The organism is Rhodococcus koreensis (genome assembly GCF_017068375.1).
GTDB classification, from domain to species: domain Bacteria; phylum Actinomycetota; class Actinomycetes; order Mycobacteriales; family Mycobacteriaceae; genus Rhodococcus_F; species Rhodococcus_F koreensis.
Genome location: NZ_CP070610.1, coordinates 281,982 through 298,655 on the forward strand (window position 1 = coordinate 281,982; position 16,674 = coordinate 298,655).

The 16,674-nt window shown below is 64.6% G+C and carries 17 protein-coding genes; 12 read left to right on the forward strand and 5 right to left on the reverse strand.

Translation table 11 applies throughout. From position 1 onward, the window contains the following. Nucleotides 1-57 precede the first annotated feature (57 nt). Nucleotides 58-954: a dihydrodipicolinate synthase family protein gene (locus JWS14_RS42270; RefSeq protein ID WP_206016394.1), complete on the forward strand. Its 897-nt coding sequence runs from the start codon at nucleotides 58-60 to the stop codon at nucleotides 952-954. Here the strand turns inward: JWS14_RS42270 and JWS14_RS42275 are convergent. Continuing rightward, the gene (locus tag JWS14_RS42275) at nucleotides 842-1,657 is read right to left on the reverse strand and encodes a 3,4-dihydroxy-2-butanone-4-phosphate synthase (protein WP_206016395.1); all 816 of its coding nucleotides are present in this window, start codon (nucleotides 1,655-1,657) and stop codon (nucleotides 842-844) included. The genes JWS14_RS42270 and JWS14_RS42275 overlap by 113 nt on opposite strands. Before the next feature lie 87 nt (nucleotides 1,658-1,744). On the opposite strand from JWS14_RS42275, the gene JWS14_RS42280 reads away from it, so the two are divergent. From JWS14_RS42280 to JWS14_RS42330, 11 genes are all read left to right on the forward strand, one after another. After that, the gene (locus JWS14_RS42280; RefSeq protein WP_206016396.1) at nucleotides 1,745-2,971 is read left to right on the forward strand and encodes an acyl-CoA dehydrogenase family protein; all 1,227 of its coding nucleotides are present in this window, start codon (nucleotides 1,745-1,747) and stop codon (nucleotides 2,969-2,971) included. Nucleotides 2,972-3,046: 75 nt separating this feature from the next. Continuing rightward, nucleotides 3,047-3,991: an alpha/beta hydrolase gene (locus tag JWS14_RS42285; RefSeq protein ID WP_206016397.1), complete on the forward strand. Its 945-nt coding sequence runs from the start codon at nucleotides 3,047-3,049 to the stop codon at nucleotides 3,989-3,991. A gap of 55 nt (nucleotides 3,992-4,046) precedes the next feature. Further along, a complete protein-coding gene (locus tag JWS14_RS42290; protein ID WP_206016398.1) occupies nucleotides 4,047-4,646 on the forward strand; it encodes a TetR/AcrR family transcriptional regulator in 600 nt (199 codons plus the stop codon). 38 nt (nucleotides 4,647-4,684) lie between these two features. Next, the gene (locus tag JWS14_RS42295) at nucleotides 4,685-5,176 is read left to right on the forward strand and encodes a flavin reductase family protein (protein WP_241031756.1); all 492 of its coding nucleotides are present in this window, start codon (nucleotides 4,685-4,687) and stop codon (nucleotides 5,174-5,176) included. Between the two features lie 137 nt (nucleotides 5,177-5,313). After that, complete coding sequence (locus JWS14_RS42300; protein ID WP_241031757.1) at nucleotides 5,314-5,949, forward strand: YoaK family protein; 636 nt, start codon at nucleotides 5,314-5,316, stop codon at nucleotides 5,947-5,949. Between the two features lie 732 nt (nucleotides 5,950-6,681). Next, on the forward strand, nucleotides 6,682-7,755 hold the full coding sequence (gene pdhA, locus JWS14_RS42305) for a pyruvate dehydrogenase (acetyl-transferring) E1 component subunit alpha (protein ID WP_206016923.1): 1,074 nt from the start codon (nucleotides 6,682-6,684) through the stop codon (nucleotides 7,753-7,755). After that, nucleotides 7,752-8,744 carry an alpha-ketoacid dehydrogenase subunit beta gene (locus JWS14_RS42310; protein WP_206016401.1) on the forward strand — a complete coding sequence of 331 codons (993 nt, stop codon included), beginning with the start codon at nucleotides 7,752-7,754 and terminating at the stop codon, nucleotides 8,742-8,744. Before pdhA ends, JWS14_RS42310 begins: the two co-directional genes overlap by 4 nt. Nucleotides 8,745-8,765: 21 nt before the next feature. Next, nucleotides 8,766-10,106: a dihydrolipoamide acetyltransferase family protein gene (locus JWS14_RS42315; protein WP_206016402.1), complete on the forward strand. Its 1,341-nt coding sequence runs from the start codon at nucleotides 8,766-8,768 to the stop codon at nucleotides 10,104-10,106. Next, entirely contained in the window at nucleotides 10,103-10,363 is a 261-nt protein-coding gene (locus tag JWS14_RS42320; protein WP_206016989.1) for a hypothetical protein, read from the forward strand. Before JWS14_RS42315 ends, JWS14_RS42320 begins: the two co-directional genes overlap by 4 nt. 48 nt (nucleotides 10,364-10,411) lie before the next feature. Continuing rightward, entirely contained in the window at nucleotides 10,412-11,791 is a 1,380-nt protein-coding gene (gene lpdA / locus JWS14_RS42325; RefSeq protein WP_206016403.1) for a dihydrolipoyl dehydrogenase, read from the forward strand. A 42-nt stretch (nucleotides 11,792-11,833) separates the two neighbouring features. Then, entirely contained in the window at nucleotides 11,834-12,934 is a 1,101-nt protein-coding gene (locus tag JWS14_RS42330) for a Glu/Leu/Phe/Val family dehydrogenase (RefSeq protein ID WP_206016404.1), read from the forward strand. A gap of 444 nt (nucleotides 12,935-13,378) precedes the next feature. Here the strand turns inward: JWS14_RS42330 and JWS14_RS42335 are convergent, their stop codons facing one another. The 4 genes from JWS14_RS42335 to JWS14_RS42350 are packed head-to-tail and all read right to left on the reverse strand — an operon-like array spanning nucleotide 13,379 to nucleotide 16,603. Continuing rightward, nucleotides 13,379-14,083 (reverse strand): molybdate ABC transporter substrate-binding protein, encoded by a 705-nt coding sequence (locus JWS14_RS42335; RefSeq protein WP_206016405.1) that lies wholly within the window; start codon nucleotides 14,081-14,083, stop codon nucleotides 13,379-13,381. Nucleotides 14,084-14,094: 11 nt separating this feature from the next. Further along, nucleotides 14,095-14,724, reverse strand: coding sequence for a 3-oxo-tetronate 4-phosphate decarboxylase (gene otnC / locus JWS14_RS42340; protein ID WP_167118220.1), 630 nt, complete (start codon nucleotides 14,722-14,724; stop codon nucleotides 14,095-14,097). Continuing rightward, the gene (otnK, locus tag JWS14_RS42345) at nucleotides 14,721-15,998 is read right to left on the reverse strand and encodes a 3-oxo-tetronate kinase (protein WP_167118217.1); all 1,278 of its coding nucleotides are present in this window, start codon (nucleotides 15,996-15,998) and stop codon (nucleotides 14,721-14,723) included. The genes otnC and otnK overlap by 4 nt, the downstream gene beginning before the upstream one ends. Further along, complete coding sequence (locus JWS14_RS42350) at nucleotides 15,995-16,603, reverse strand: hypothetical protein (protein ID WP_206032758.1); 609 nt, start codon at nucleotides 16,601-16,603, stop codon at nucleotides 15,995-15,997. Before JWS14_RS42350 ends, otnK begins: the two co-directional genes overlap by 4 nt. Nucleotides 16,604-16,674 lie beyond the last annotated feature (71 nt).

A 16,674-nucleotide genomic window follows, 5' to 3' on the forward strand; every position in this document is an offset into this window, starting at 1 on the left:
ATCGCGGGTGACCGAATGCCCGGTCCATCCTGAGTGAGTCACGAAAGGTTACGAATCATGTCGAGGATGCCTGTGTGGGCCATGGTGGCCACCCCATTCGGTGCGAATGCAGAGCGGATCTGCGAGCCGTCGCTGCGCGCGCTTACCCGGGAGATGCTGTCTCGAGGCTGCTCGGGCCTCATCGCGCTAGGGGTCATCGCCGAACCCGACTCGCTCTCGTTGGCGGAGAAGTCACGGGCATTGGCGGTCATCCTGGACAGCGCAGGGCCCGCACCCGTCGTCGCTGCGTCCACGAATCGGAACCCGGACGAGGCCGCGAATGAGCTCCGTGTGTTCGCCGCTCAATTCAGTGGCCGCCTGCATGCGGTGATGGTTCCGGTCCTGTCGCCCGACCCAGTAGAGCTGCGCCGCGCTCTGGTCGCCACGCATTCGATCACACAGCTGCCGGTGCTGCTGCAGGATCTTCCCGCTGCCACCGGGGTCACGATCGCGATCGATCACCTGCAGGAGGCGGTGACCGGGCTGGATTTCCTGTATGGAATCAAGTGCGAGTGCCCCCCGACATTCTGGCGGATCCGCCAGTTGCGAGAGGTCACGGAGGCGCATCTGATGACGGGTTTCGGGGGCCTCGGTCTGGTCGACGATGTGCTGGCTGGTGCCGACACCGTCGCGGCAGGAATCACGGTGCCGGAGGTCCTTGTCGACGCGGTCGACCTGTTGGCTGCGGGCGAGGTCGGTGGCGCGAGGGAGGTGATCGGGCGTTCCGCGGGCTTGATCAACTTCGAAACTCAGGCGCGCACCAGCATTGCTATCCGGAAGGAACATTGGCGCCGCCAGGGCGTCATCGCCCACTCGACGGTCCGGCCGCCGTCGTTGCCCTATCTTGTCGAGTTCGACGAGCACAGTCGAGGGCATGGGTTCGTTCTCCCATGCGCGGGTATCCAGCAGCCGTAGGGGCGGTGTTTCCCGCTATCGTGGTCCGCCATTGGTACACCTCGGACACGGTCAGCCAGGCCAAGTGGTGGTGATCGGCGAAGTCGACGGCCTCGGCGAGATCGGCCATGCGCCGGTCGTCGACAGTGCTGACGAGTGTGGCCATGACCGCGGCAGGCGTCTGGTCGGCTGCACGGGTGAGTTCCAGTGCCGCCTCGGCGCGGTGTGGTCGTTCCAGTAGGCCGCCGGTCGCGGTGCGAATCGGCACGGTGTGCCCCGGACGGGTGAACCCCTCTCGCTGGGAGGTCGGGTCCGCGAGTGCCCGCGATGTCACGGCCCGGTCGTGGGCGGAGATGCCGGTGCCGACGCCGTCGATGGCATCCACCGATACCGCGTAGTCGACACCGGTGGTGGCGTAGTGCATCGGGGGAAGCCCCAAGCGATCACATGCGGCCGGCGGCAGAGCGATGGTCACGAATCCCGAGGTGTGCCGGACGAGAAAATCCATTGTGGTGGTCGACACCGACGCGGCACTGCACACGAGTTCGGCTTCCACCGCGTCGGCTCGGTCGGTGCAGACGAGAACGACAGGGTCGCCGTCGGCGAGCGCCCGCACCGCAGCTTCGATGCGGTGGGTACCAGCTGCAGGAACGGTTCCGTTCCCGCCCGAGCGCCGGCTTGGAAACAAATTCTTAACCCCGAACAGTGGAATGCGAATACTCATTCCACTATGGTAGCTGTCACACCTCCAAACGGCACCGCGTTTTCCGCAACGACCGTACGAAGAGGACACCACCCACAGGAGTTCACGATGCCCATTACCGCCCCCTCCATTGCCTGCGTACTGCCCACCAGTCGCGATGAGGTCGTCCAGCGAGCGAAGGAGTTGCGTCCGATCCTCGCCGAGGCCGGCCCGTCGATCGATGCCGAAGGATCCGATCCCACCGACAACATGCGCCTGCTCGGCGAGGCCGGTCTGCACGCCCTCAACGTCCCAGCCGCACTCGGCGGACTGTGGGACGGACCGTCGTTCGGGGGCTGGCGACACACCATCGAGACCCTCGCGGAAATCTCTGCCGGCGACGGCTCGACGGGCCAGTGTTGGCTCAGCGGCGCGTTGGTCGCTCGCGAAATTTTCGACGCACCGGAGTTGCCGTCGGAGACGCGCGAGCAGCTGGCCGACGAGGTACTCCGCCGCGGGCGTCGATTCGTGGCCTCGAACGCGGAAACGGGCGGAAACGGGCGCGTGGTCGGGCGGAAGGTTCCCGGTGGCATCGTCGTCGACGGCACCAAGACCTTCAACACCAACAGCGGCGGCGGCGGCCAGGACATCACCAGCGTCAGTTTCGCACTCCTCGGCGACGACGAGCAGCTCGAATCGAGCACCCGCCACCACGCGCTGATCCGGCTCGACAATCCCGCACTGACGCTGCATCACGACTGGGACAACATGGGCCAGCGCGGAACGTACAGTCAGACCATTGACTACCGCGAGGTCTTCGTACCCGATGGGTGGCACTTTCCGGCCCACGCAGCAGATCCCTACTTCTTCTGCGCTGCAATGCTTTTGCACGCCGGACTACTGCAAGGCATCGGGGAGGGCGCATATGACGCAGCGATCGCCTACCTGCAGAAGCTCAACCGCCCCAGCATGCCGAAGTTCGGAACGGCTACCAATGATCCACTGATGCACCGGCAACTCGGTGAGATGTCGAGCGAACTCGCTGCCTCGCGTGCACTGATGCTCACCGTCGCCGAGCAGCTCGAGTCCCCCGCCCGGGACGCCGAGCCCGCCGAGATGGCTATTCGCGGATTCCGCGCCAAAGTCGCCAGCACCCGGGCAGGTCTCGAGGTTTCCTCCCGAATTCACGATCTGACCGGCGCACGCAGTACGTCGAACACCTACCGCCTCGATCGATTCTGGCGCAACGCACGCACCTTCGGCAGTCATGACTCGATCGATGCGAAGAACGCGTTCATCGGCGCGTTCGATCTGGCCGGCGCACTGCCGGCGATTCCCGAGTACATCCGCATCTAACCGATCTGCCCGGACGCCCCTCGGCTCGAGCAAGGGCCTGAAACTGCTCGACGAGGACCACTACAGGAGGACCGTATGAGTGCAGAATCAGCACCATCGACTGCGCAGCACATCACGGATCTGGTACCACCCGTGGACTACCGTCAGTTCGCTCCGCCTGCCCTGGTCGAACCTCACCCGTGTGAAGTCCTGCCGGGGGCCGTGAGCTATCTCGACCTGCCCTTCGCCTCGGATGCCGGCTGGCGACCGCTGCGCCTCGACCTGCACGTGCCGACGGGAACCGAGACGGCCCCCGTCGTGGTCTACGCCCATGCCGGCAGCTTCCTCGCCGGCATCAAGGAAATGGGCCCCTGGCACTCACTTCCCGGGCAGGGCATCGCGGTGGCGTCCGTCGAGTACCGACTGTCAGGGGAGGCGCAGTTTCCCGAGCCGATCGAAGATGTCCGCGCCGCGGTTCGCTGGGTTCGCGCGCACAGCGACCGATTCAACCTCGATGCCGGCAGAGTCGCCGGATGGGGTAGTTCTGCAGGTGCCTACCTGATGTTGATGGCCGCACTCGACGGCCCGAGCCCGATGGGTCGCCCCATCGGCGAGCACCTCGACGAGTCGGCGCAGCTCTCGGCGGTGGTCGACCACTACGGAGTCACCGACCTTGCTGAACTGCGCACCGACGCCCATACGGACCCGGCCGTCAGCATCGACGATTTCGACGAGGTGATCCGCCGATTCCTCGGCGATGACCACCGATGCAGTGACGCAACATCCTCGGTACCGGGCCTCATCCGGCAAGGGGCGCGGCTTCCTCCGCTGTTGATCATGCACGGCGACGATGATCGGCGCGTCGGGATCGGCCAGAGCCGACGCCTCCACGAGGCCGTCTCCGTCTCCGGTGGACATTCGGAGATGGTGGTGGTGCCCGACGCGGACCACGGTGACGCTGTGTTCGCACAGGATCCGCTGGTCTCGGAAGTCGTTCGATTCCTCGAGCGAGTGTGGGCCGGCACCGAGACGGGAGAATGAACGGATGACCTCGATACCTACGCCCGAGCGCATCGCCCCCAAGCAGAAGCGCAGCGTGCGCTCGGAACAGCAGATCCTTGCGGCGGCGGTTGCCCTGCTGACCAGTGAGGGATTCTCCGAATTCACCATGTCGTCGGTGTCCGACGAATCGGGGGTGTCGATTGGCGGTGTCTATCGGCGCTTCCCGAATCGCGAGGCACTTCTCCGGCAGGTCAAGGAAGAGGTGATGACCGACTTGGAGGCCGTGGTCGAAGAGCGTCTCGCTGCCGAACCCAACCGGCTCACCGAGGTTCTCGACACCTTCACCGGGGTCTTGTCGACCGAATACTTCGCCCGGAGCCGGCTGTTTGCCTTCATCTTCGTCCACAGCGCCGATGACCGCGCCATGCGGCGGCGTGGGTTCGATTTCCACACCCGGATGAAATCGATGCTGCTGGAGGCGGTGCGGCGGTGCGGCGAGGTATCCGGTGATGACCTCGATGCGGCCGTCGATATCGCCTACGAGGTCATCATGCAGAGCCTGCTAATGCGAGTCACGACGGCCGGCAGTGTCACGGCCGACGAACCCACCTATGCCGGTCGCCCGGATTCCGGCACCTATGCCACCGAACTGGCGCGCGTGGCGCGCCTGTATCTCATCGAGCGCTGCGGCTGAACTCTCGCACGCGTCGCTCCCCCATCAGGAGAATGCAAGTGACTACCCAACACGTACTCGATCACGCGGGCCTGCGGGCGCTGTATGGATCCTTTCCGACCGGTGTCGCAGCGGTCGGCGCTCACATCCACGGAACACCAATCGGCATGGCGGCGAGCTCATTCACCTCCGTCTCGTTCGATCCCCCACTGGTTTCTGTTGCCGTCCAGAACACCTCCCGCACCTGGCAGGTCCTGCGCACGGCGCCTCGAATCGGGATCACCATCCTGGCTCGGCACCAAGCCGCGACCTGCCGACAGCTCTCACTGCGCGAGGGCGATCGCTTCGCGGAAGTGCCCTGGTCGCGCACCACGCAGGGGGCACTGCACATCGCCGGTGGAATCTCCACTCTCGACTGCTCACTGCACGCCGAGGTCGACGCCGGCGACCACGCCATCGCCTTGTTCGCCGTGCACGATTTCGCTCTTGCCCCGACAACAGATCCGCTCGTCTTCCACGCAAGCTCATTCAAACAACTCGCTGCTTCCTGACCGACTACACGTCGATCACGCATCGCCTTCTTCCGTTTCTTCGTCCATCAGAAAGCTTTGCCATGACTGTCGCCTCAACCACTTCGAAGCCCACTGCACCCGGGAAGGCACCCCCGGAATCTACGACTCTGACCCTCATGGTCGTCCTGACCTTCGTCACCGGTGTCGTCGACTCCGTCGGCTACCTCGGGCTGGACCGTGTCTTCGTCGGCAACATGACCGGTAACATCGTCATCCTCGGGATGGGCTTGGCCGGTGCCGACGAACTGCCGGTGCTCGGCCCCGCGATCGCCCTCGTCGCCTTCACCGCGGCCGCATTCGTCGCAGGCTTGGTGTTGCGCACGCAGCCCTCCGGCTGGACGAGTCGGGTGAGCATGTGCCTTGCGGTGGGATCTGCGGCGCTGGTGGGATGCACGATTGCGATCTTCGTGATCGACACTTCTGCCAACACCGCTGGGCAACTGATCATCGCGGCCGCGACCGCGGCCACGATGGGGACACAGGCTGCAGTCGCCCGTAAGGTGGGGGTGAAAGACATGACGACCGTCGTGGTGACTTCCACACTGACCTCACTCGCGAGCGAGTCCTGGATGTCGGGTGGAGGGTCGGCACTGTGGAATCGCCGGATCGGTGCCATCCTCGCAATCCTGATCGGCGCGGTAGTCGGTGCGATTATATTGCGGCACAGTCATCTCGGCGTGACAATGGCACTCGCCGCTGCCCTCACAGTCGCGGTCACGGTGATCGGACACGTCCGCACCGACCGCCGCTGACCCTGCCCGGGGCCGAGGGCGTCTCCCCCACGTCTGCTCGACGGGGATGCACGATTGGCCCGCCATCAATCACTCGAGCCTGATCGGCGGGGCCACTACCGTTGAGGCCCTGTCATTTCGGTGAACAGTTGCCGGGCGCGGTACGGCACCAACTGGAGCATCGAGATGCCGGCGATCGTGCGCTCCACCCCGTCGATCTCCAGGATTAGCGCGACGGTTCGATACAAATCGTCGGCTGGTCGCCGCCACCCGGGCGACCAGATCTACTTCCCCTGAAACAGTTATCATCTCCACTACCTTCATTATGCCACTACGCATTTCGGACAGACGACTCAGTTGCTGTCGGCCTACTCGGATGGTCCACGAAGACCAGCAACGGATACCCAAGGCTCCGCGGCGGGATTCGTTGATCGAAACCTCGGAGCATGTCGGGCCTGCCCCCACGGGTTTATTCGGGACTGCACAGTATTTCGAGACACTTCCATTCGATGCGCAAGATCCACGCCGCTAGCTCTCGGATTGTCACACAGGTCGCCGAGCAAGGTGGATGTCGGCGTGGTCGAAATATGGCATAGCGCGCATCTTGACGCATCCCCTTCAATACGGTCTGGGCATATTGCTCAATATGAAGATTGCGCCTTGTGCATCTTGCTAACCAGTGATTCGCTATCCCAACAACATGCCTATGCGGCAGTCGCCGCGCGTCGGAGGTATCCCGTGATCGACCACACCATCGCACCCGTACAACTCGTCACCGAGGACGGGCTACGCGTCGACGACCAGGAGCTCGCGCCGCTGGTCGCAGACATCGACACCCGGCGGCTGCTGGATCTGTACGAAGATCTCGTGGTGGTGCGGCGCATCGATTCCGAGGCGACGGCGCTGCAGCGCCAAGGTGAACTCGGCTTGTGGGCACCGCTTCTCGGCCAGGAAGCAGCGCAGGTCGGGTCGGCCCGGGCGCTGGCCGAGGACGACTTCGCCTTCGCGAGCTACCGGGAACACGGGGTCGCGTACTGCCGCGGGGTGGATCCGACGCACATGCTGCGATTCTGGCGGGGGTCAACGCATTCGGGATGGGATCCGCTGCAGTACCGGATGACCACTCCGGCGATCATTGTCGGGTGCCAGGCCCTGCACGCCACGGGGTACGCGATGGGCGCTCAGCTCGAGGGTGCCGCAGCCGCGACGATCACCTATTTCGGTGACGGCGCTACCAGCCAGGGCGACATCTCCGAGGCATTCGGTTTCGCGGCCAGCTTCCAGGCTGCGGTCGTCTTCTTCTGCCAGAACAATCAGTGGGCGATCTCCGAACCGGTGTCGCTGCAGACGAAGGTGACCATCGCCGAACGGGGCCGCGGTTTCGGGATTCCGTCCGTCCGGGTCGACGGCAACGACGTCCTCGCCGTTCTGGCCGCTACCCGGGCCGCCCTCGCGGGCGCGCGAGAGGGCAACGGCCCAACGTTGATCGAAGCGGTTACCTACCGGATGGGTCCGCACACCACTTCCGACGACCCCACCCGCTACCGGAATTCGGCGCTCGACGAGGAGTGGAAACTGAAAGATCCATTGGCTCGGATCAAGAAGTTGCTCGAGCGAGAAGGTGTGCTCGATGACGCCTACCTCGCACGCGCGCAGGCCCAAGCCGATGCCACCGCAGCCGAATTGCGCCGCGGGTGCCTCGAGACGGTCGAGCCCACCCCTATGTCCCTGTTCGACCACGTGTACGCCGACCCTCATCCCCTCGTCGACGACGAGCGCCGCCAGTTCGAGACCTACCTCGCCAGCTTCGAAGGACCGACACGATGACCACCACGACCACCACACTCCCCCTGGGCAAGGCCCTCAACGCCGGTTTACGGCGCGCCATGGAGGACGACCCGAAGGTTCTGCTCATGGGTGAGGACATCGGACAGCTCGGCGGCGTCTTTCGGATCACCGAGGGTCTGCAGAAGGACTTCGGCACACATCGGGTCATCGACACCCCGCTTGCTGAATCCGGAATCCTGGGCACCGCAATAGGCCTGGCGATGCGCGGCTTCCGCCCCGTCTGTGAGATCCAGTTCGACGGATTCATCTACCCGGCGTTCGATCAGATCGTCTCCCAGGTCGCCAAGCTGCATTACCGGACCGGTGGCAACGTCAAGGTCCCGATCACCATCCGTGTCCCCTACGGCGGTGGTATCGGAGCCATCGAGCATCACTCGGAGTCACCGGAGGGCTACTTCGCCCAGACTGCCGGTCTGCGAGTAGTCACCTGCGGCAACGCCGCCGACGCGCATCTGATGATCCGTCAGGCCATCGCCTCGGATGATCCGGTGCTGTTCTTCGAACCCAAGCGACGGTATTGGGAGAAGGGCCCGGTCGACCTCGACGCCGGTACGAACGCCTTCCCGCTGCACAAGGCTCGGACTGTGGTGGAAGGTACCGATGCCACGCTGCTGGCGTACGGCCCGCTGGTAACGACAGCGGTGCAGGCCGCGACGGTAGCGGCGGAGGAAGGAACGTCGCTGGAGGTCATCGACCTGCGTTCGCTCTCGCCTCTCGACATGGACACGATCGAGGCTTCGGTACGGAAGACCGGACGGCTGATCGTCACCCACGAAGCCCCGGTGTTCCTCGGAATCGGAGCCGAGATCGCGGCGCGAGTGACCGAACGCTGCTTCTACCACCTCGAGTCCCCGGTCCTGAGGGTCGGCGGGTTCACCCTCCCCTATCCGCCCGCGAAACTCGAGCAATTCTTCCTGCCCGATGTGGACCGGATCCTCGACGCCGTCGACAGATCGATTGCCGCGTAGCGCACCAGAACGGAACACACCATGCCTGAAGTACGAAGTTTCCTGCTGCCCGATCTCGGGGAGGGACTGACTGATGCGGAACTGATCTCCTGGTTCGTGGCCGTCGGGGACACCGTCGAGCTCAATCAGATCATCGCCGAGGTCGAAACGGCCAAGGCCTCCGTGGAGCTTCCCTCCCCGTACGCTGGCACGGTGACCGCCCTACACGCCGCGGCGGGAGCAACCGTCGACGTCGGCACCGCGATCATCGACATCGACACCGGCGAAGACCCCGCCGCCCCGGCAACCCCCGCCACACCGCAAACCTCCGCTGCCGCGCAGGCGGAGACGGGCACGCCGGATCGCATCCCCGTCCTGGTCGGCTACGGAGTGGCTGGCGACGGCGGTAGCCGACGGCGTTCGCGCCCCGCGGCTGCCGACGTCGCAAAGGTCCGATGCGATGCGGCCGGTGGGCCGGCAGCTAAGGCACGTCCGCTCGCCAAGCCACCGGTGCGGTTCTACGCGTACCAGCGCGATGTCGACATCGCGGAGGTCCCCGCCACCGGCCCGCACGGTGACGTCACCCGTGACGACGTCACCAATTACCTGGCGGCGCAACAGGTATCGGAAGCCTCACCGGAGTCGTTCTCGACCCCGCCTGTCGTTGCCGGGAGCACGCCCGGCGACGAGACCCGAGTCGCGATCAAGGGCGTCCGCAAGCACACCGCAGCCGCGATGGTCACCAGTGCGTTCACCGCGCCGCACGTCACCGAGTTCGTCACTGTGGATGTCACCCCAACGGTCGAGCTCCTCGACAGATTGCGTGCGCACCGCCAATTCACCGATGTGCGGCTGACACCGCTGGCGTTGATCGCCAAGGCGCTGCTCATCGCCCTTCGGCGGAACCCGAGCCTGAACTCGCACTGGGACGACGAAGCCCAGGAGATCGTGATCAAACACTATGTCAACTTGGGGATCGCGGCCGCCACGCCCCGGGGTCTCATGGTTCCCAACATCAAGCACGCGCACCGGCTGGGTCTGCGTGAGCTTGCCGACGCGTTGGTCGACCTCACTCGCACGGCCAAGGAAGGCAAGACCGGACCTGCGGATCTTGCCGGGGGCACCATCACAATCACCAATGTCGGGGTGTTCGGCGTCGACGCAGGCACACCGATTCTCAACCCCGGCGAAGCGGCGATCCTGTGCTTCGGAGCCATTCGCAACCAACCCTGGGAATTCGAGGGCGACATCGCTCTGCGCTCGGTGACCACGTTGAGCCTGTCCTTCGACCACCGGCTGGTCGACGGAGAGCAAGGGTCGAAGTTCCTCGCCGACATCGGCCGCATCCTGTCTGATCCGCTCGAGTTCGTCGCGCTCGGATGAGCACGATCGACGAGGCCCTGACACGGAGAATGCGCATGTACACCCACGACGACGGTGCGCTCGGGTTCGCCGAGCGGCAGATCGGTCGCCTGATCACCGTTCACCGGCGGCGAGACGGATGGCGCTGCGGCCAACCGGGACGCGTCATGATGGTTGCCCCGTCCCAGGGGCGACCGTGCTGGCTCGTCGAGTATCCCGACGGAGCGCACGATGTCGTACCCGTCGCGGACCCCGGTTACCACTACACCCTGCACTAGGCACTTGCGACAGCTGCCCGAACGCTGTCGCTAGAGAGGAGATCAGCGATGACTCGGACACCGGACCTCGTCGTCCTCGGAGGTGGGTCGGGTGGTTACGCCTGCGCGTTCCGGGCCGCCCAGCTCGGTCTGTCCGTCACCCTCGTGGAGAAGGACAAAGTCGGTGGAACCTGCCTGCACCGCGGGTGCATACCCACCAAAGCGCTCGTGCACGCGGCCGAAGTCGCCGACACCGTGCGCGACGGCCATTGGTACGGGGTGCGTGGCACTTTCGACGGTATCGATAGCGACCAGGTGCACAACTACAAGGACGGCGTCGTCGCCAAGCTGTACAAGGGTCTGCAGGGACTCGTCACACACCACGGCATCGAGGTCGTCACCGGCCACGGCCGCTACCTGGGCAACCGGACCGTCGACGTCGACGGCGAGAAGATCACCGGCAAATCGGTGGTCCTCGCGACCGGGTCGTACGCACGCAGTCTTCCCGGCCTCGAAATCGGTGGCCGTATCGTCACCAGCGACCAAACCCTCACACGCAAGGAGATCCCGCAACGCGTGGCGATCCTCGGCGGTGGTGTCATCGGCGTCGAGTTCGCCAGCGTGTGGTCATCATTCGGGTCGCAGGTGACGATCATCGAAGCACTTCCCCGTTTGGTCGCCGCCGAAGACGAGTGGACCTCGAAACAGCTGAGCCGCGCGTTCCGGAAACGCGGTATCACCGCTCAGACCTCGACGAAGTTCGTCGAGGCCACCGAGATCGGCGAGACCGTGTCGATCACACTCGACTCGGGCGACAAGATCGAAACCGACCTGCTCATGGCGGCGGTCGGACGCGGCCCCCGAACCGCCGACAGCGGTCTCGCCGAAGCCGGCGTGGCACTCGACCGAGGCTTCGTCGTCGTCGACGAACACCTCCAAACCAACCACGACGGCGTCTACGCAGTCGGCGACATCGTCGCCGGACTGCAACTCGCACACCGCGGTTTCCAACAAGGCCTGTTCGTCGCGGAACACATCGCCGGCCGCAATCCCACCCGAATCGAAGAAACGGCCATACCGCGGGTCACCTACACCCACCCGGAGATCGCGTCGGTCGGATTGACCGAGGCCGGCGCACGCGAGAAGTACGGAGACGTCTCCACGATCGTCTACGACCTCGCCGGAAACGGGAAAAGCCAAATTCTCGGCACCACCGGTGGCATCAAGGTCATCCGCGCCGGCGCCGAGTCCACCGACGGCCCGGTCGTCGGAGTGCACATGGTCGGCGCGCGGGTAAGCGAGTTGATCAGCGAAGCCCAGCTGATCGTCGCCTGGGGCGCCCATCCCCAGGAAGTCGCCCAACTCGTGCACGCCCACCCCACCCAGGCGGAGGCACTCGGCGAAGCACATCTGGCCCTCGCCGGACAACCCCTGCATGCGCATGGCTGACCACGCCACGCCCCACACCGTCACCACGAGAAGGAACACGAGATGACACTCACCACCGACGCCCCCGACGTGGCGACCACCGACGACAACACCGTCTTCGGTCGCGCCGACGCGATACCCGGGCTTCCCCACGAACAAGTCGTCTTCTGCGAAGACGCCGCCACCGGACTGCGGGCGATCATCGGCATACATTCGACAGTCCTCGGTCCCGCGCTCGGCGGCACTCGCTTCTACCCGTATCCCGACCAGAGCAGCGCGCTGACCGACGTCCTGCGCCTGTCGCGAGGGATGACATACAAGGCGGCGATCGCGGGAGTCGCGCTCGGCGGCGGCAAGGCGGTCATCATCGGCGACCCGGAGCAGACGAAAACCCCCGAACTGCTGCGCGCGTACGGCCGGTTCATCGACACCCTCGGTGGGCGGTACATCTCCGCCGGCGACGTCGGCACCAATACCGACGATCTCGATGTGATCGGTGAGGCAACCGATCACGTCGTCGGACGCTCCACTGCTGTCGGCGGATCCGGCAACAGCGGCCCCATGACTGCCCTCGGTGTCTACCAAGCCCTGCGCGCAGCTGCCGCCACAGTTTGGGGAAAGCCTGTGTTGTGGGGTCGGACCGTGGGCGTCGAGGGCGTGGGCAAGGTCGGCTCCGAGTTGATCTCACTTCTTCTCGCAGACGGAGCACGCGTCATCGCCGCCGATGTGCACGATGCCTCCCTCGCCCGCGTCGTCGAACGTTTTCCCGACATCTCCATCACGCACGACATCCTCGGCGAGCGGATCGACGTCTACGCGCCGTGCGCCATGGGCGGCGCGCTCACCACGGGCACAGTGCCACGGCTGACCGCATCCATCGTCTGCGGGGCGGCCAACAACCAACTGTGGACCCCTGAGGTAGGCCGGCAACTTCATGACCGGGACGTGCTGTGGGTCCCCGACTACGTCGCCAACGCCGGAGGCCTTATCCAGGTAGCCGGTGAGCGAGAAGGCGCGACTACCGACTGGATACGCGATCGCGTCGAACGCATCTATGACACTGTCATCGCCATCCTCGACAGGTCGAAAGCGGAGTCGATCACCCCCGGACAGGCAGCCGACAGCATCGCCGAAGCACGTCTGTCCTCCGCCCGGCTCGCGTAGAGCCTGAGACACCGGCTCGGTCGGTGTCCTGTGCCCGCTGCCACCCGATGGCAGCGAGCGTATCCCGTGCGTTCTGGCTCCCGCCCGGGATGCGGGCGGCCCCGTCGTCTACCCGGCAGCGACGGGGCCGCCAATTACCCATTGGGCGTGGAATTTAAACTCCATTCCGGAGATCCAACTCGCCGCGTTGCCTCCCAGCTTTGCCGACGGGGAATCCACCCCAGCCACTCCGGAACCCGATTCGGGCTTGCCCCGCACCCCGTTCGGCCACCGATATTGACCGAAGCCCTCCCTGCTCCACTGCAGCGAGGTCAGCAAGTACCGGTGGAGGGTAATTGGCTCCCCTCGATTCAGCGCCGTCACGACGACCGCCATCTGCAAAGGAGCCGGGATCTATCGGTGAATTATGTTCTCCAATAATCTATTTAGCATTCTTGCCGGTGGTCACGGTACTTCGAGGCCTGCATCCGCGTATGCGGTCCGTGCGTAGTCTGTTGTCAATGCAGTGATCAGGGCCGTTGCATTGCGGTCGCCGACGGCGTGGGTGCCGAGTGCTGCCGAGAATTCGGTGTAATGCTGAATCGATTCGGGGAGGGGTCCGACGATCTGGACCTCGGGGACGAACCTGAGCTCGCTGAGTTGCTGGATGGCCAGATCAGCGCGTCCGTCGACCACCGCAAGAGCGGTGAAGCCCTTTTCGACGATGGTGGCGCGGGAGTTGACCTCGTGGGAAATACCGAGAGCGAGGAGGAGTTCTGCGAAGTAGACGCCGCTTGCTCCGGTACGGGAGTATGCAACTGAGCGTGCCTGTTTGAGCGTCGAGGCGAGTGCTTCCGGGCTGCTGATGTCGGGTGTTGGTGTTTCGGGGGAGACTGCGAGTCCGACGCCGGTTCGAGCGATGGATTTGCGACTCGGCCCGTCGATAATGCCGGCAGTGACGAGTCTGTCGAACGACGATGACACACCGATCATCACGTCCGGTCGAGCACCGCTTTCGATCTTGTCCAGCAGCACGTTCGTGGGATCGAATGTCGATTCGGCGCGCGCGCCCGAGTCCCGTTCGTAACGAGGGAGAATGGTGAAGTCGAGTGCGCCCTTCACTGCGAGAGTGCTGAAGAGGGAGACACGGTTGTCGTGGGGGGTGCTCATGCCTGATTGTCCTATCGGGTGGAGGCGAGTGCATCACGTTGTTGTGTTGTGAGTGGGCGTGTGTTCATTCCCCGTAACAGGAGGAAGAGCTTGGATGTCTCTTCGAGTTCCTCGATCGCGTCGAGTGCTGATCCGACGGTGTCTCCCGCGACGATCGGGCCGTGATTGCTCAGTAGCAATGCGTGGTGGGTGATGGCCGCGTGTTCGGCCGTTTCTTCGAGTCCGTCGTCGCCTGGCGCGTAGTAGGGAAGCAGGGGAAGTTTCCCAATGCGCATCGCGAAGTATGCGGTCAGTGGCGGCAGCACGTCGGCGGGGTCGATATCGACCAGGCACGACACTGCACCCGCATACGTCGAGTGGGTGTGTACGACGGCGTTTGCCTGTGGACGCGCGCGCAGGATCGCAGCGTGCAGGAATGCTTCCTTCGACGGCCGTGTGCCGCCGAGGTGTTTTCCTGCCGCGTCGATGATGGACAACTCATCGGGTTCGACGGTTCCGAGGCTACTGCCGGTGGGAGTGACGAGGATGTTCTCGCCAGCGCGGACCGAGATGTTTCCGGTGCTGCCGTGAGTCAGTGATCGTGTGAAGATCGATCTGGCCGCGGCTATTACCTGGGCGCGCTTGTCGTCGAAGTGTGTCATGCGAGATCCGATCGATGGGCCGACGCGTCGGCGAGCAGTTCGGGGCTTCCGAAGTTCCCTGATTTGAGGAGCAGGGCGATTCGGTGTCCGGATGTTGTCAGAATCCATGGCACGCCCGGTGCGGCCTCGGATCCGATGAGTCCTCCGCTGACGTCGAGTGCGGTCACGATCGCTCCGGAGGTCTCGCCGCCGGCGGCGACGATTCGGGTGACGCCACGTTCGACGAGTCCGATGGCTATTCGGCCCGTGGTGTTTTCGAGGACGGCAGCCGATTCGGCGATCCCGAGAGCGTCTTGGACGCGTTTGAGCTCGACCGGATTGAGTGACGAGTAGATCAACGGAGCGTCGGTGGTGGTGAGAGCGTCGTACCAGGCGAGTGCGTCGGCGGCCAGGGTTTCTGGGTTGTCGTCGACCATCGCGTCGAGCTGGTACGAAGGGCGTCCCTGTCCTTTCATGACGGCGATCTGCTCGAGTGTTCGCGCCGAGCAGCTGCCGGCGAGGACGGCTGCTCGGCCTTCGCGGTCGGCACCTGCCTGAGCAGGGGTCGTGTTGCCGACGAGCGTCGAGTTGGCGGCCGCGACTGCCGCCGCTAGACCTCCCGCCAGGCCTGCTGCGCCGGCTGTCAGCGATGATCCTTGGATGGCACGACCAATCGCCTGAAGGTCCTGTTGGTCGACAGCATCGACGAGAATGTATTTTTCAGCGCGTGTTTCGGCTGCGGCGATGGCTGCCGTAATGGAGTCGGTACCCTCCTTGACCGTCGCATGGGGGATCAGTCCGACTGTTGCGTCCGTCTGAGTACGTAGCAAGCGAGGGAGGTACGAGTCGGTCATCGGCGTGACCGGGTGGTTACGCATGTGTGAATCGGATAGCAGGAGCATGTCGACGAAAAGGTATCCCTGGTACTGCGTTCGCAGGTGTTCAGGAGAGCTAGGTGTCGTTATCACCGTGGCCGCGCCGATGGCGTCGGTGAGAGCGTCCAGTACCGGGCCGATGTTGCCGCGTGGTGTCGAATCGAATGTGGAGCAGTATTTGAAGTAGATTTGGTCGGCACCGTGTTCGCGCAACCACCGTAATGCATCCAGTGACTGCTGCACGGCCTCCGGCGCGGGGGTCATCCTGCTCTTGAGTGCGATGACGACGGCATCGCTGGGCGACCGCTCGACGTCGTCGGGCGGTACACCGAAGAACATGTGCGTTCTCAGTCCTTCGCGACGGAAGGCCACGGCGACGTCGGTGCCCCCGGTGAAGTCGTCTGCGATGGCGCCAATCATGCTGTCTCGCTGGTGTAGTCGAGTCGTGTCCGGAGCAGTTTTGCCGCGGCGCCCGGACCGGATACAACCGGTATGCCCAGCCGTTCGGAGAGTGCGGACGCAACGGGTGCCAGGGAGTACTGAGCAAGCAGTATCGCGTCGATGCGATCGGTGAATGTCACGCAGGTCTCGGTCAGCGCGGTGAGTAGCGAGTGTTGGTCGCCGTCCCGGGTGGCCTCGTGCGCCGCGGGGGCGTAGGCGCCGAGGATCTTGATAGTCCTCGACTGCGTGGCCACGAAATCTGCGAATCGCTTCTCCGTGTCGAGTAGTGCGGCTTCGAAGGACGCGACAACCAGAATGCGGTCGAATCCGCCCTCCACAGCGGCGGCGAACGCGGCATCATCGGGCGCGAGAACGGGCACGAGTGCAGGGTAGGTGCGCGCGATCGGTCCGTACATGGAGCACGTGAGCAGGACTGCGTCGGCGCCTTCGGTGACGGCGTGGTCGATGAGTCGGAGCATTCTCTGCGCCAGCGGACCTACAACGCCGCCGTGTTCATCGGCTTCCGTCAGCAACCGGTCGTCGAGGATGTTCCACACCACTGCTTCGGGAAAATTTTCGGTCAAACCTACTACTGCGGGCGCTATGGCCGCGGGCGTTGCGCTGATCAGAGCTACCAGCGGTCTATCAGTGTGTA

What these genes read in the sequence shown, in the direction of transcription:
- JWS14_RS42270 (WP_206016394.1), top strand. Translation starts at nt 58, where the DNA reads ATGTCGAGGATGCCTGTGTGGGCCATGGTGGCCACCCCATTCGGTGCG.
- JWS14_RS42275 (WP_206016395.1), bottom strand. Translation starts at nt 1,657, where the DNA reads ATGAGTATTCGCATTCCACTGTTCGGGGTTAAGAATTTGTTTCCAAGC.
- JWS14_RS42280 (WP_206016396.1), top strand. Translation starts at nt 1,745, where the DNA reads ATGCCCATTACCGCCCCCTCCATTGCCTGCGTACTGCCCACCAGTCGC.
- JWS14_RS42285 (WP_206016397.1), top strand. Translation starts at nt 3,047, where the DNA reads ATGAGTGCAGAATCAGCACCATCGACTGCGCAGCACATCACGGATCTG.
- JWS14_RS42300 (WP_241031757.1), top strand. Translation starts at nt 5,314, where the DNA reads ATGGTCGTCCTGACCTTCGTCACCGGTGTCGTCGACTCCGTCGGCTAC.
- JWS14_RS42310 (WP_206016401.1), top strand. Translation starts at nt 7,752, where the DNA reads ATGACCACCACGACCACCACACTCCCCCTGGGCAAGGCCCTCAACGCC.
- JWS14_RS42315 (WP_206016402.1), top strand. Translation starts at nt 8,766, where the DNA reads ATGCCTGAAGTACGAAGTTTCCTGCTGCCCGATCTCGGGGAGGGACTG.
- JWS14_RS42320 (WP_206016989.1), top strand. Translation starts at nt 10,103, where the DNA reads ATGAGCACGATCGACGAGGCCCTGACACGGAGAATGCGCATGTACACC.
- lpdA (WP_206016403.1), top strand. Translation starts at nt 10,412, where the DNA reads ATGACTCGGACACCGGACCTCGTCGTCCTCGGAGGTGGGTCGGGTGGT.
- JWS14_RS42330 (WP_206016404.1), top strand. Translation starts at nt 11,834, where the DNA reads ATGACACTCACCACCGACGCCCCCGACGTGGCGACCACCGACGACAAC.
- JWS14_RS42335 (WP_206016405.1), bottom strand. Translation starts at nt 14,083, where the DNA reads ATGAGCACCCCCCACGACAACCGTGTCTCCCTCTTCAGCACTCTCGCA.
- otnC (WP_167118220.1), bottom strand. Translation starts at nt 14,724, where the DNA reads ATGACACACTTCGACGACAAGCGCGCCCAGGTAATAGCCGCGGCCAGA.
- otnK (WP_167118217.1), bottom strand. Translation starts at nt 15,998, where the DNA reads ATGATTGGCGCCATCGCAGACGACTTCACCGGGGGCACCGACGTCGCC.